The organism is Holzapfeliella sp. JNUCC 72, from assembly GCF_053668685.1.
Window position 1 is genome coordinate 821219 of the sequence record NZ_CM132220.1, and the last position, 14441, is coordinate 835659.

Annotated in this window: 12 protein-coding genes; 1 reads left to right on the top strand and 11 read right to left on the bottom strand. The window is 35.1% G+C overall.

Going from position 1 to position 14441, the window contains the following annotated elements; translation table 11 throughout:
- From prfB to JNUCC72_RS04045, 4 genes are all read right to left on the bottom strand, one after another.
- A protein-coding gene (gene prfB / locus JNUCC72_RS04030; RefSeq protein ID WP_454143143.1) for a peptide chain release factor 2 occupies positions 1-1117 on the bottom strand; the annotation gives its coding sequence in 2 pieces (ribosomal slippage) (positions 1-1044 and positions 1046-1117; 1116 coding nt in all).
- Positions 1118-1173: 56 nt separating this feature from the next.
- Positions 1174-3540, bottom strand: a complete 2367-nt coding sequence (gene secA / locus JNUCC72_RS04035; protein ID WP_454143145.1) for a preprotein translocase subunit SecA — start codon at positions 3538-3540, stop codon at positions 1174-1176.
- A 125-nt stretch (positions 3541-3665) separates the two neighbouring features.
- Positions 3666-4358: a ComF family protein gene (locus JNUCC72_RS04040; RefSeq protein WP_454143147.1), complete on the bottom strand. Its 693-nt coding sequence runs from the start codon at positions 4356-4358 to the stop codon at positions 3666-3668.
- The gene (locus tag JNUCC72_RS04045) at positions 4349-5635 is read right to left on the bottom strand and encodes a helicase-related protein (RefSeq protein WP_454143149.1); all 1287 of its coding nucleotides are present in this window, start codon (positions 5633-5635) and stop codon (positions 4349-4351) included. The genes JNUCC72_RS04040 and JNUCC72_RS04045 overlap by 10 nt, the downstream gene beginning before the upstream one ends.
- Positions 5636-5666: 31 nt before the next feature.
- On the opposite strand from JNUCC72_RS04045, the gene JNUCC72_RS04050 reads away from it, so the two are divergent.
- On the top strand, positions 5667-6293 hold the full coding sequence (locus JNUCC72_RS04050; RefSeq protein WP_454143151.1) for a YigZ family protein: 627 nt from the start codon (positions 5667-5669) through the stop codon (positions 6291-6293).
- A 17-nt stretch (positions 6294-6310) separates the two neighbouring features.
- On the opposite strand, the gene JNUCC72_RS04055 is transcribed toward JNUCC72_RS04050, so the two are convergent.
- The 7 genes from JNUCC72_RS04055 to JNUCC72_RS04085 form a co-directional block, all read right to left on the bottom strand.
- Positions 6311-7444 carry a glycosyltransferase family 4 protein gene (locus JNUCC72_RS04055; RefSeq protein ID WP_454143153.1) on the bottom strand — a complete coding sequence of 378 codons (1134 nt, stop codon included), beginning with the start codon at positions 7442-7444 and terminating at the stop codon, positions 6311-6313.
- 96 nt (positions 7445-7540) lie between these two features.
- The gene (gene rny / locus JNUCC72_RS04060) at positions 7541-9103 is read right to left on the bottom strand and encodes a ribonuclease Y (RefSeq protein WP_454143155.1); all 1563 of its coding nucleotides are present in this window, start codon (positions 9101-9103) and stop codon (positions 7541-7543) included.
- Between the two features lie 111 nt (positions 9104-9214).
- On the bottom strand, positions 9215-10273 hold the full coding sequence (gene recA, locus JNUCC72_RS04065; RefSeq protein WP_454143157.1) for a recombinase RecA: 1059 nt from the start codon (positions 10271-10273) through the stop codon (positions 9215-9217).
- Between the two features lie 159 nt (positions 10274-10432).
- Entirely contained in the window at positions 10433-11020 is a 588-nt protein-coding gene (gene pgsA, locus JNUCC72_RS04070) for a CDP-diacylglycerol--glycerol-3-phosphate 3-phosphatidyltransferase (protein ID WP_454143159.1), read from the bottom strand.
- 2 nt (positions 11021-11022) lie between these two features.
- Positions 11023-11898: a helix-turn-helix domain-containing protein gene (locus tag JNUCC72_RS04075; protein WP_454143161.1), complete on the bottom strand. Its 876-nt coding sequence runs from the start codon at positions 11896-11898 to the stop codon at positions 11023-11025.
- Positions 11899-11964: 66 nt separating this feature from the next.
- On the bottom strand, positions 11965-13215 hold the full coding sequence (gene yfmH, locus JNUCC72_RS04080; protein ID WP_454143163.1) for an EF-P 5-aminopentanol modification-associated protein YfmH: 1251 nt from the start codon (positions 13213-13215) through the stop codon (positions 11965-11967).
- A gap of 15 nt (positions 13216-13230) precedes the next feature.
- Positions 13231-14439, bottom strand: a complete 1209-nt coding sequence (locus JNUCC72_RS04085; RefSeq protein ID WP_454143165.1) for a M16 family metallopeptidase — start codon at positions 14437-14439, stop codon at positions 13231-13233.
- Positions 14440-14441: the final 2 nt, after the last annotated feature.

Consider the following 14441-nt stretch of genomic DNA (forward strand, 5'->3'; position numbering starts at 1 on the left):
TTAATTATTGTCTTGATGGCTTAAATGCCATTGTAAATAAGCATACATAAATGAATCAAGATTCCCGAGCATAACACTTTGACCATTTCCCACTTCATGTTGAGTACGATGATCTTTGACCATCGTGTAAGGATGAAAGACATATGATCTAATCTGTGAGCCCCAACCAATTTCCAACTGTTCACCTTTGATTGCTGCTTTTTCTTGCTCTTGCTTTTCTTTTTCTAATTGGAAAAGCTTCGCTTTAAGCATTTTCATAGCTGTTTCTTTATTTTGCAATTGCGACCTTTGGGCTTGTGAACTTGTCACAATACCTGTTGGTAAATGCGTAATTCGAACAGCAGATGACGTTTTATTAATATGTTGGCCACCCGCACCGCTAGCACGGAAAACATCAATTCGCAAGTCATCGTCATTAACTTCAATATCAATCGAATGATCAATATCAGGCATAACTTCAACAGAAGCAAAAGAGGTATGACGACGATTTGCTGAGTCGAACGGTGATATTCGCACCAACCGATGGACCCCATGTTCCGATTTTAACATACCATAAGCATTTTCACCTTTAATTAAAAGACTAACACTTTTAATACCGGCTTCCTCTCCTGGCTGATAATCGTTAAATTCTACAGAAAAATGATGTTTATCTGCCCACTTTTGATACATTCGCAACAGCATAGAACCCCAGTCCTGGGACTCTGTCCCACCTGCACCTGGGTGAATTTCAAGTAGTGCATTTTTTGAATCATATTCATCAGAAAGAAGTAAGCTCAATTCATATTCTTGCATTTTTTCTTTTAATGACTCAAGCGAAGTTTCAAGTTCAACTTTCAGCTCTTCATCACCCGTTTCTTGTACGAGCTCAAACGATACTTTTGCATCATCTAGCTCCTGAATTAATGATAACAAATTATCATGTTTTTTCTTCATTAAATTTGTTTCATCAATCACTTTTTGTGCCTTTTGATGATTATTCCAAAAATCGTTTTGACTCATTTGATGCTCGTTTAGAGCAATCGACTCAGCTAGACTATCTAAGTCAAAGAGACCCCCTAAATTGAGTTACTTTTTGGTCAAGTTCGGATAGTATTCTGACAATTTCATTATTTTCCACAGGTCACTTTTCCTCTCCATCAAAAAGCAGGTCGTATGTAACGGCCTGCCTATTTATTAACGACGCATGTTTTGACGAATTTCTGCTTTCATAAACAATCTTGTAACATCGTATTCGATATTTCCAATCATTTCTTCAAACATTTTGAATCCTTCTTCTTGATACTCAACCAATGGGTTAAGTTGACCATAACCACGTAGTCCAATTGATTGACGTAATTGTTCCATCGCATCAATATGGTCTGTCCAACGATCGTCTACTACACGCAAGATAACCACTTTTTCAAATTCTAAGAATTGTTGTGGATCTGGTAAATCTTGTGCTTTTTGATCATAACTAGTATCAGCTAATTCTTGTAAACGGCTTTTAACTGCTTCAGCGTCTTTTAATTCACTAAAATCAATCTGACTTACTGCTTCTTCAGATCCAAGTGAATTGATAGCAAAGTCTTTAAGTGCATCCACATTCCAATCGCTAACATTACCTTGTGCATACAAGGTAACTTGTTGTTCGATTGTTCTATAAACCATCGGCATTAGAATTGGTTTTAGGTCAATTCTTTCTTCGATAACTTGCATTCTTTGTTTGTAGATAACTTCACGTTGTTCACGTAAAACATCATCGTATTGCAAGGTTTGTTTACGTGTATCATAGTTATTACCTTCAACACGTTTTTGGGCAACCTCAACTTGACGAGTTAACAAGCGACTTTCAATCACTTTGTCTTCATCATCTCCTGAAATGCGATCCAAGAATGCTTTTACACGTTCAGAACCAAAACGTTTCATCAAGTCATCTTCAAATGACAAGTAAAAACGAGTTTCACCAGGGTCACCTTGACGTCCTGCACGTCCACGCAGTTGATTATCGATACGACGTGATTCGTGTCGTTCAGTACCAATAACGGCTAAACCGCCGACTTCTTTCACACCAGGTCCTAATTTGATATCAGTACCACGTCCGGCCATGTTTGTCGCAATTGTTACTGCACCACGTTGACCAGCGTTTGTAATAATTTCAGCTTCTCTAAAGTGATTTTTAGCATTTAAAACAGCGTGTGGAATATTTTCTTTATTTAACATTCTTGATAATAGTTCTGAAGATTCAACCGCCACTGTTCCGACTAAAACAGGTTGACCTTTTTGGTGGCGCGCTTTGATATCTTTTACAACAGCTGAGAACTTGCTTTCTAGTGTTGGATAAAGCAAGTCAGGTAAGTCATTTCTTTGAACTTCACGGTTAGTAGGAATTGTAATAACTTGCATGTTATAAATTTCTCTAAACTCTTCTTGTTCAGTCTTAGCTGTCCCTGTCATCCCTGATAGTTTAGCGTACATTCTAAACAAGTTTTGGTAAGTAATGTTAGCCATTGTTTTAGATTCGTTTTCGATTTTAACGTTTTCTTTAGCTTCAATAGCTTGGTGAAGACCATCAGAATAACGACGACCTTCCATTACACGACCAGTAAATTGATCAACAATCATAACTTTACCGTCATCTACCACATAATCAATATCGTGTAACATTGTGTAGTTGGCTCTTAATGCTTGATCAATGTGGTGGTTTAATACTGTATTTTCAATATCATATAAGTTATTTAAGTGGAAAGTTTCTTCCGCTTTACGAATACCATCTTCAGTCAAACTAATCGTCTTAGTTGGCCAGTCGATAGTGTAATCGTCTTCTTCTTTAAGAGTTTTAACGAATTTATCAGCACGAACATAATTTACTGTCGCATTTTCAACAGGCCCAGAAATAATCAATGGCGTTCTTGCTTCATCAATCAAGACAGAGTCAACCTCATCAACAACAGCAAAGTTTAATGGGCGTTGCACGCGTTGTTCTTTATAAACAACCATGTTATCACGCAAGTAATCAAACCCTAGTTCACTGTTTGTTGAATAAGTGATATCTGCATTGTAAGCTTCACGCTTTTCATCTGAAGACATTTGATTTAGGTTCAACCCAACAGTTAGGCCTAACCACTTATAAAGTTCTCCCATTTCTGTTGCATCACGAGAAGATAGGTATTCATTAACTGTTACAACGTGAACCCCTTTTCCACTCAATGCATTTAGGTATACTGGCATTGTCGCTGTCAGCGTTTTACCCTCACCCGTTCTCATTTCTGAAATATTACCTTCATGTAAGGAAATACCCCCCATAATTTGAACGTGGTATGGATAAAGACCTAAAACACGTTTAGCAGCTTCACGAACTGTCGCAAAAGCTTCAGGCAAAATATCATCTAATGTTTTACCTGATTCTAAGCGTTGCTTTAATTCTGGTGTTTTTTGTTGTAATTCTTCATCAGATAAAGCTTCAAACTCTTTACCAAGAGCGTCAACTTGATCTGCTATCTTACTAATACGTTTGACTTCATGGTTATCATTTTCAATCCAACGTTTTAAAATATTTGCCATATATAAATTCCCTCAATTATGTTTTGATAATTAGTATTTCTAACTCTTCCGATAATATTTTATCATTTATAGTCAAAAAATTAAATTGTATAACCATTAAATTGTAGCAATTTTAGCGAATAAATTCACCTAGCAATACTCAAACTATCAATTTGTCCCTTAAATCCTGTTTTTTGGATAGCATCTCTTGCGTGATATAGTGTTCGTCCAGTCGTATAAATATCATCAAGTAATAAGATTTTAGTTGTCTCATCAAAATCGAAATTATCACACACAAACATTTGTTGCGTCTTCAATCGTGCTCGTCTATTTTTCTCACCTTGTGCTTGATAGTTACTATCGTTTATATACTTTAAAAGTGGGGTTAACGGATAAATTTTTGAAAATATCAATGCAACGTGATCAAATTGCCGTTCTTTAAAATGCTGACTACTGGTAGGAAGACTAACATAATAATCATAACTTTTAGGGATAGCTATTCTTTTTATTAAAGCAACGAAAACTTCGCTTATTGATGCATCGTAAGAACGCTTATAACGCTTAATTACAGTTTTAAATGCTTGATTATACCGATAACAAGCAACATTTTTTAGGGAATCATTTGGATACAATTTTTGCCATTTTTGACAGTCTCCACACTGATTTTTCTTTTGTTCCAGTGGTTTTCGACACATTTTGCAGGTTATTTCAAAGTTACAAATCGCCTCAAACTGAACCAAGCATCCCTCACAAATTTGTGCTTGATTACGCTGAATTACTAACTGATACAGATTAGTCTCCATAATTGGCTTTTTGCAAATCAAACACATTACTCCCATTTATTCATCCTCTTAATTTGTTTAATACATTTTTTGATAGCCCCTGTATAATGATGATAAAAAAAGTGTACTTCCCCATCAGGAAAATCCTTTTTTCTCCCAGCTCTTCCTGCTATTTGAACAAGTGATGACGTTTTAAAAATAGCATCATCAGCGTTTAAAACGACCACTTGCACATTCTCAAAAGTAACGCCTCTTTCTAAAATAGTGGTCGTTAATAATAACTCAATCTCACCTGATCTAAACCGTGAAATTTTTTGATGACGTTCTGAATCGACTGAGCTAACCGTTTCAATTACTAGATTAGGATAAACCCGGTTAAGTCTGGCTTTCAAATCTGGTAGGTTTGCTATTTTGTCTGCAAATATCAAAATAGGTTTCTTGTCTTTTATAAATTGATTTAGTATTTTCTTTAACCTAAAATCAAGCCTAAATCGGCCAATAGTCTCTTTTTGCCAGAGCAGGTGACACTTTGGAACTGGCAACTTATGACCATGATATCGCTTATTCAATAACAAATAATTTAACTCGCCTTTTTTAACTTGTTTGAGCAGTACTTGACTTGGTGTTGCTGTTAGCAATATCTTTTGACCAGTTGGCTTCAGTGCCTGATCTAACGCATTATGCAAAATAACTGAGATTTCAAAGGGAAAGGCATCCACTTCGTCGATTACAATTAAATCAAAAGCCTCAAAAAATTTCATCAATTGATGTGTCGTACAAATAACTAATTGATAGTTAAATAGTGGTGGATGAGCATTTCCATGATACTTACCAATCTGAGTTTTTGAAAAAGCCACTGACATCCTATCGAATAATTCATCTACAACATCTACCCGTGGGCAACATATTGCCACTCGCATCCCTTCTTTCAAAGCAAAAGCCACTGATTCAAATAACATTTCAGTTTTACCTGCTCCTGTGACGGCATGAACTAGTGTGTCTTGCTTTCCTTTTAGGTTACAAGCCAATTGCTGTGAAATCTTTTGTTGTTCTTTAGTCAAACTCCCGCCCCATGTTAAAATAGAACCAGTTACTTTTTCAAAGTCAACACTAGGGACCCTTAGCAAAAAATCGGTCTCAAAAACGGCTCTTAATTCAACACAAGCTGTACATTGTCTGACTTGCGTAGGTAGTGTATAAAACTGACTTTGACCGCATCTCAAACACTTGTCATTAGAGATTACTGGCACAAGTTGTCCCCATCGGCTAGCTTTTTCTTTTTGAAACCCTTTTATTAAAAATTGACGTCCACTTATTTTATCTCGTTTAATCATATTAATAATTACGCTATTAAGGAGTGATTTCATGAATTATTATACAATTAAAGCAGAAGCTGAATCTGAAATCGTTATCAAAAAGAGTCGTTTCATTGCAACCTTCAAACGCGCTTTCGATGAAGAAGAGGCCAAAGCATTTATTGACCAAATTAAAAAAAGACACCGCAGTGCTACTCACAACTGCAGTGCTTATATTATCGGTGAAAACAATGAGCACCAACGTGCTCACGATGATGGCGAACCTTCAGGAACTGCCGGTGTCCCAATGCTTGAAGCTTTGAAAATGATGAATCTACAAAATGTTGTAGTCGTTGTTACCCGTTATTTTGGCGGAATTAAATTAGGAGCAGGTGGTTTAATCCGCGCTTATAGCAATGCTGTTTCTAAAGGAGCAGAAGAAATTGGGGTCGTTCATCGTGTTCTTCAACCCGAATTGCTATTCCACGTTGACTATCCAAATCTAGGAAAGATTGACTATTTCTTAGAACAAAACGAAATTGTCTTAGCCAAAAAAGAATTCGGTAGTGATATCTTAATTGGTATTTTCCTGGATGAAGTTGATATTGAGCCCACAAAAGAAAAAATTATTCAAATTCTAAATGGACATGTCGAATTTGAGATAGGCAAAGCGCGTTACAACGAATTGCCCGCATAAAAAATAAGCCCTAATTATTAGGACTTATTTTTTTTATCTACTTTGTGATCCATTTTTGAAACCACTTTTTCATTATGATTATTTTTTTGAATTTTTCGTCTAATAAAAGATAACAATGGTTTGCGATTAGGTCCCATTAGTCCAATTGATTCTACAAAAATTTCTAATGCAAACGCTACTGCAATTAGTAAGAACCATACGCCTTGTGCGGGTGATAAAACAAATAACATTGCACAAAACGCAAAAATTAATGAAATTCCATAAATAGCCAAGACTGTTTGTCTATGTGTAAAGCCCATTTGCATCAGTTGATGGTGTAAATGGTGCTTATCTGCTTGTGAAATCGGTTTTTTGTTCAAAACACGTCTAAGCATGGCATAAATTGTATCTGTAATTGGAACACCTAAAATAACAATCGGTACAATTGATGAAATTAGCGTAACATTTTTTAAGCCTTTCAAAGATAATACTGCAATCATAAACCCTAAGAACAACGCACCCGTATCTCCCAAAAAGATTTTGGCTGGATGAAAATTGTAAGGTAAGAAGCCAATCAAAGCGGCAACTAATACGAATGCCATCAACGAAACATAAGAGTCTGTGTTTACTAGGAAAAAGAATCCAATAACACCCATAGTCAATAAACTTATCATTGAAACACCAGCAGCCAATCCATCTAATCCATCAATCAAGTTGACTGCATTAGTAAACGCTAAAATCCAAAAAATAGTAATTGGAAAACTTAGCCAGCCTAAATTGATTAGGCCAAAAAATGGTAGATAAAAATGAACCATTTTAATACCAGCTAATAGGTAAATGATTACTGAGGCTAGAATCATCCCCATCATTTTATAACGGGGCTTTAATTCTCTAATATCGTCGACAATCCCAGTTAAAATAATCACAGAAGCTGCTAAAAAGATTCCAAATAATTCATGTGTTGGAAATTGGTTTCGTAACAGCACAAAAGTTGAAATTGAAAAGGTTATAAATAGACTTAGGCCACCAATTGTGGGCATAGGCTTTTTGTTAACACGACGCGCGTTAGGATTATCAACTGCCCCCAACACAAAAGCTAGTCGTCTTACAAACGGGGTTATAAAGGCTGAAATTATAACCGTTAAAAACAAATTGACTATAATGTTATACATGATTTTTTGCTCCAATAACTAATTTATCTATTACAAATTATACAAGTGACCCACTTTAAATACAATTTAAAAAGCGAAGATACTAATATCTTCGCTTTATTTTGCATAGTCAATAGCTCTTTTTTCTCGAATAACCGTTACTTTAATGTTACCTGGATACTCAAGTTGATCTTCAATTGTTTGACGAATTTCATGTGATAAGATGACAATTTCATCATCTGAAACTTCTTCTGGCGATACCATAACTCGAATTTCTCGCCCAGCTTGAATCGCAAAGGTCTGCTTAACGCCGTCAAAGTTGTTAGCTATAGCTTCTAGTTTTTCAAGCCTTCTAACATAATTTTCAAGTGATTCAGATCTTGCTCCTGGTCGAGCTGAAGAAATAGTATCAGCAGCTTGCACGAGTAATGCAATGAAAGAAGTTGGTTCTACATCACCATGGTGAGAAGCAATGGTGTTAATAACAACTTTAGGTTCATGATACTTAGTTGTCAATTCAACCCCTATCTCAACATGTGACCCCTCCAATTCGTGATCAATAGCTTTACCTATATCGTGTAATAATCCTGCTCTTTTAGCTAGTTGTTCGTCTAGATCGAGTTCAGCGGCAAGGTTACCGGCAAGTTGAGCCACTTCAATAGAGTGATTCAATACGTTTTGTCCATAACTTGTTCGGTAATTTAAACGTCCGACAATTTTGATTAAATCAGGATGCATATTATGAATACCCAATTCAATTAATGCATGTTCACCTGCTTGATAGATATCGTCGTTCACGTCTTTACGTGACTTATCGACAATCTCTTCAATACGTGCAGGATGAATACGACCATCTTCAATTAACTTTTCAAGTGATCGTTTTGCAATTTCGCGTCTAATTGGGTCGAATCCACTTAGAACAACCACTTCTGGCGTATCATCAATAATAAGGTCTATCCCTGTTAGCGCTTCAAAACTACGAATGTTACGGCCTTCACGACCTATTATACGCCCTTTCATTTCATCATTAGGTAAATTAACTACGGAAACAGTCGTTTCAGCAACTGTCTCAGCAGCACCCTTTTGAATGGCTTGAACTAAAAGATTCTTAGCGTGTTTATCAACAGAATTATCGATTTGTTCTTGATTCTGTTGAATTAAGTTCGCACGTTCATGTCTTAGTTCATCAGAAAGTTTAGTCAAAATCAGTTCTTCAGCATCTTCTTTAGACAATTGTGCAATTTGGTGCAACTTGTCTTCTTGCTGAGCCACTAACTCGTCAGCGTTTTGCTTTCGTTGTGTCACTTCAGCTTTCAAAGCATCTACTTGCTGTTCATTTTGACGAATTTGCTTTTCTCTTTGGTCTAAAGAAATATCTTTTCGGTCAATGGTATCTTCACGAGCAGCTAGGCGATTTTCTTGCTTTGAAATAGTGTCACGTCTTTGCTTTAACTCATCTTCAATTTGATTTCTGTAGTTGTATGCTTCTTTTTGAGCTTGCAGAAGTGTTTCTTTTTTTAAAGTTTCTGCATTTCGTTTAGCATCATTCACAATTGAACTTGCTTCATCTCTTGCAGAGTTCACTTTAATAGCATAAGCTCTTTTTTGAAGTCCGTATCCTACTAGTAAACCAATAAACAATGTCGCAATAGCTAGGATTATCGCTATAATAATATCCATTATAAATCCCCTATCACTTTATCTAAATTAATACACTATTTAATAGTAATTGTCATAACAACTAATGTCAATAAATAAAAGCGATGAGCACTTGCGCCCATCGCTTTTTATTTATTTCTTATCTTCTGTTTTTGTAACATTTGTTTCATCTGTTGTTTCTTCTTCAGATGTTTGAGCTTCTTCCAAGCCATAAGCTTGCCTTACTTTGTGCTTAATTTCTTCGTACATTTGTGGATTATCTTCAAGATATTGCTTAGCATTTTCTCTACCTTGACCTATTCGTTCAGTTCCGTATGAATACCAAGCACCTGCTTTTTTGATGATATCTTTTTCAGCAGCCATATCAACCAGTTCCCCGCTTTGAGAAACTCCTTGACCATACATAATATCCACTTCAGCTATTCTGAATGGTGGAGCTACTTTATTTTTTACCACTTTAATTTTAGTACGGTTTCCTCGAACTTCTGTACCGTTTTTGATTTGTTCTGCACGTCTAACTTCTAGTCTAACAGTGGAATAAAATTTCAATGCTCGACCACCAGGTGTTGTTTCAGGATTACCAAACATAACACCAACTTTTTCACGAATTTGGTTAATAAATAAAGCGATTGTTTTAGTTTTGTTGATTTGGCCTGAAAGCTTTCTTAAAGCTTGAGACATCAAACGGGCTTGCAATCCAACGTGAGAGTCACCCATTTCACCATCGATTTCAGCTCTTGGTACTAGCGCTGCAACAGAGTCAACAACGACAATATCAACAGCACCACTTGAAACAAGTGCATCAGCAATTTCAAGTCCTTGTTCTCCTGTATCAGGTTGTGATAACAATAGCTCATCAATATTAACACCTAAGTTAGTCGCGTACGCTGGATCCATCGCATTTTCAGCATCAATATAAGCAGCTGTTCCACCATTGCGTTGAACTTCAGCAACGGCATGTAGCGCTACTGTTGTCTTACCAGAACTTTCTGGTCCATAGATTTCAACAATACGGCCTCTTGGAAAACCACCTACACCTAACGCTGTATCTAAAGCAATAGATCCAGATGACACTGTAGAAATACGCGTATCAGCCTTTTCGCCCATTCGCATAATAGCGCCTTTACCATAGTTTTTTTCAATTTTTTTAAGCGCCATATCCAAAGCGGCTTTTCTTTCGTCTTTTACCAAATTTGTCCCTCCTTCATCTCAATTATCGAGATGACTATCGTAGATATATAGTTTAATTGTTCTCTTCTAAAATTGCAAGCAAAACAGAACAAATGTTCTGCTTTGTTAACCTTTTATTTAATTACGTCAACTAATAAAAATAACGCTCTGAAAAGAACGTTATTTTTTGAATGAATCTGCAAAAATTTGTCTATTTTGATAAAAATAATCAATACCTGACCAAACAGTGAAGACTAAACAAATCCATAGTAGTAACTCACCTATTGGTAAATGAATAACTGTAAACGGTACATTATTCAACAATAAGAATATAATTGCTGTCATCTGTGAAAATGTCTTAATTTTACCCAAAATAGCCGCTGACAGAACAGCACCATTTTCCTCAACAATTAATAATCGAAGTCCTGTCACAGCTAATTCACGACAAACAATAATTGCAATCATCCATGCAGGTGCTTTGTCAATCGCAATAAGTAAAACAAACGCGGTAATGACTAGCATTTTATCAGCTAAAGGATCTGCAAATTTACCAAAGTTTGTCACTAAGTTATTTTTTCTAGCAATGTAGCCATCTAAAAAGTCTGTAAATGATGCCACAATAAAAATTATCGCTGCAACCAGTTGGAATATTGGAAGCGATGTTCCCAAGATTGCAATAGTATCAGTCCAAAAGCCACCTACTAATACTAAAATAAAAACAGGAATCAAAATAATTCTAAAAACAGTTAATTGATTAGGCAAATTCATAATTAGCCCTCAAAGTTAACTGTCAATTGGCGAGTCATGCCCAATTGATCAGCATTTTCTAAAGGTACTTCTTGATTGTTTAGAAGCAGTTGCGTTGTACCAATGTTTCCACTATTAATGGTCATTGTTGTGGCATTTTGTGGTAATGAAACAACTTGTGATTGGTTAGCAGATAATGTTCCTTGCCAAACCATTGATCCATTAACTGTTACACCCAACCAAACCGCTTGACCTTTACTTTTTAGAACTAAGTTATGTGCAGCTTCAGTTAACTTAGATGCAGTATATTGATTTGTACCTGTCAACTTAATGCTGTAAGCACTTGATGCACTTGAGCTTGAAGCAACAGATGATTCAGAAGAACTTGACTGACTTTCGCTTGAACTACTACTTTGACTTTCACTTGACTCAGATTGTGAACGACTTGTCATAATCACTTGATTGTCGTTGTTATTAGATGAAGCTGGTTTTGCAAAAACACGACTAAAAATGAAAACAATCAATGCTAACACAATAATGATAGCTAGCGTCGTAATAATATGGGGTAAGTAATTTTTCCAAATTCCTTTTTTATTATTAGTTGTGCGCTTTACTTCATCGCTTTTATTATCAATAGAGTTTTCTACATATGTATCTGGATTTGTTTTTGGTAAGTCGTTTTCAACACTTGCAAAAAACTCTTTTGAATCGTATCCCAAAGCTTGAATATATTGCTTAATAAAAGCTCTAACATAAAATTCACCAGGTAATTGGTCGAATTCTCCTTGTTCAATATTAATTAAATAACGTTTTTGTATCTTAGTACGTGCCTGTATATCATCAATAGATAACCCCTTTTCAACACGTAAATCATGCAGTCTTTGACCTATTTCATTCATATCCAACATTCCATCTTTCTAAAACTTTGTAGCTAATTATACCATATATTAAAACTGTGGTTTAGTCTATTTGTCAACATTATTTTGATTAAATAAAATAGCCGTTTGAGAAGTTGATTTATTTTTAATTTCATCAATTAGGTCAATGCAATCTTCAAAGTCGATTTCTTGAATGTCCGTGTAATATTGATAATAGTCTTCTTGATCAAAAATACTTTCAATAAATTCAATCCCATAACTTTCAAAATCATCTAACTGACGGATTTCTTGTCCAAATAATTTACGTTTTTGTTTTTCAAAATCATCTTGATTAATTGTAGCGTGATAAAAAGCCTCTGTAATTGCTTCAACTGCTTCTTCAGGTTTTTCAGATGAACCACTAATAACAGCAAAGTCTCCTTGGCGATTGAAATTAATATCAAAATCGATTTCACCATTAATTAAATCTTGGTTTTGCAACTTTTGATAAAGTTGACCACTTAGCCCAAATAAGTTTTCCATTAAGATTTGCATAACAATATATAATTGCGGTCTTTTTACTGCAAAGTCAGTTTCACTAAACTTAATTCCTATTGAAAACTTGGGAGATTCCACTTTACCCTCAATTTTAATTAACTGAGAATCACTTTGGGTATCTTTATTCTTTACTTCAGATATTACTGTTGGATGGTTATTAATCTCTAACACCTGTGCTTCAATTTCAGTTATTAGCTGTTCAAAGTCCAAATCGCCAACAACAACTAGCTTCATATTCTGAGCAGAATAATAGTTATTGTATGCCGCTGTCAATGTGTCTGAAGTAATGGTTTCAAGAGAAGCTTCTGTCCCGACAACTTCTTGACTCAAGGGTTCTTCACCATACATAAGGTGCATGAGTTGATTATTCAATTGCCAATCAGGCATATCTTGATACATTTTTAACTCTTGCATAATAATTTCACGTTCAGTATCAACATTCTTTTCTGTAAAGTATGGATTAGCAACTAATTCGATTAGTGTTTTGATATTTTCATACGTGTGATGTGTAAAATTCGCAAAGTACATCGTTTCATTATAAGAGGTAAAGGCATTAGAAGATGCTTCATACTGCTCAAATTTATCAGTAATATCACCATATGGTTTTGCAAAAAGTTGATGTTCTAAAAAATGAGCCGTTCCTGCAGGTAATGTAAAATCATGTGGTTGATCAGCACCACCATAATTGATCATCACACCTGCAAACTTTTGCATAAAGCCCTTTTTTTCAATATAAAAAAGATCAAATCCATTTGCAAAAGTATGTTGATGTACTTGCTCATGATATTGGTTAGTTTGCATAATAGCTCCTTTCAACTATTTAATTAAAACTTTCATTGGTCTCGTTAACTGTTTGGCAAAATCAACAATTTGTTGTTTAGTAACAGCATTAACTTGCTCAGCAAAATCTGATTTTTCAATTTGTCTTAATTGAGAAATTAATTCTGATTGCACCTTAAACTGAGGCATTTCTTCTAAAATAAGTCGATGACTAATTAGTTGTTGTTTTGCTGTTTGTAATAATTCACCTTGCCATTGGTTATCGCTTATCTTTTTAACTTGAGCCTCAATTATTTTTGAAGCTTCACTAACAGAATCAGAAATTAAACTGGTTTGAATCATGACTAAGTTGTTATAGAAGTAGTAATCACTAAAAACCGAGTAAACCAGCCCTGCTTTTTGTCTAACTTCTTGGAATAATAACGAGTACTCATCTCCACCCAAAATTTGAGAAAAAACCAGTCCTAGAATTGGCGTTTGATAATCTAATTGGGTTTGATAACCATAGACCAATTGAGCTTGATTGTAGCCGTAATCAAATTCAAGCTCACAATCAACTTGACCTACTTTTGTTTTTAAGTCTTTTTGCCCAAAGTTTTCGCCTTCTAACTGATCAAAAGCTGTACTTTGCAAAATGGTTGTCATTTTTTCAGGATGCTTGGCATATGCAATAACCGTTGCAGGCGCTTTAATCAATTTTTGATAATAATTCTTCAAATCATCAACAGTTAATTGATTAACTAATTCTAAGTCACCAAATATTGGGTTTTGAAAATCTGGATAGGCTTGATAAAATTCTTTGAAAAACAATTGATAGGCTTTATTTGAAGCCACTTCACTGAAAGATTCATAATCGTGTTTAACTTGTTTTTTTGCCAGCTCCAACTGATGCTCAGGTGCATTACTAAAATTCGGTCTGAAAATCATCTCTTCAAAAAAATGCACAATTGTCTCGTAATTATAGTGTTCATCTGCTACCAAATCAGGTTCGATAAAATTGCCCTCTGCTCGCACAACAATAGTATTGCCATAGATTTGGGGTCTAGTCTCAAACTTTGCCGCATATAAATAATCGGCATGTGCTTCTAATTTTTGTTGATTATTATATTTTTGTGTACCTAATTGTTGGTAATTACTTAAAAGTGTTAAGTAAGATAAATTTTTCTTTGTTAGTGGTAACTTAAAAAAACAGCCAATACTGACTGTTTTAAAATTATCATTTTTTAGTATTTTTGCAGTTGTCATAT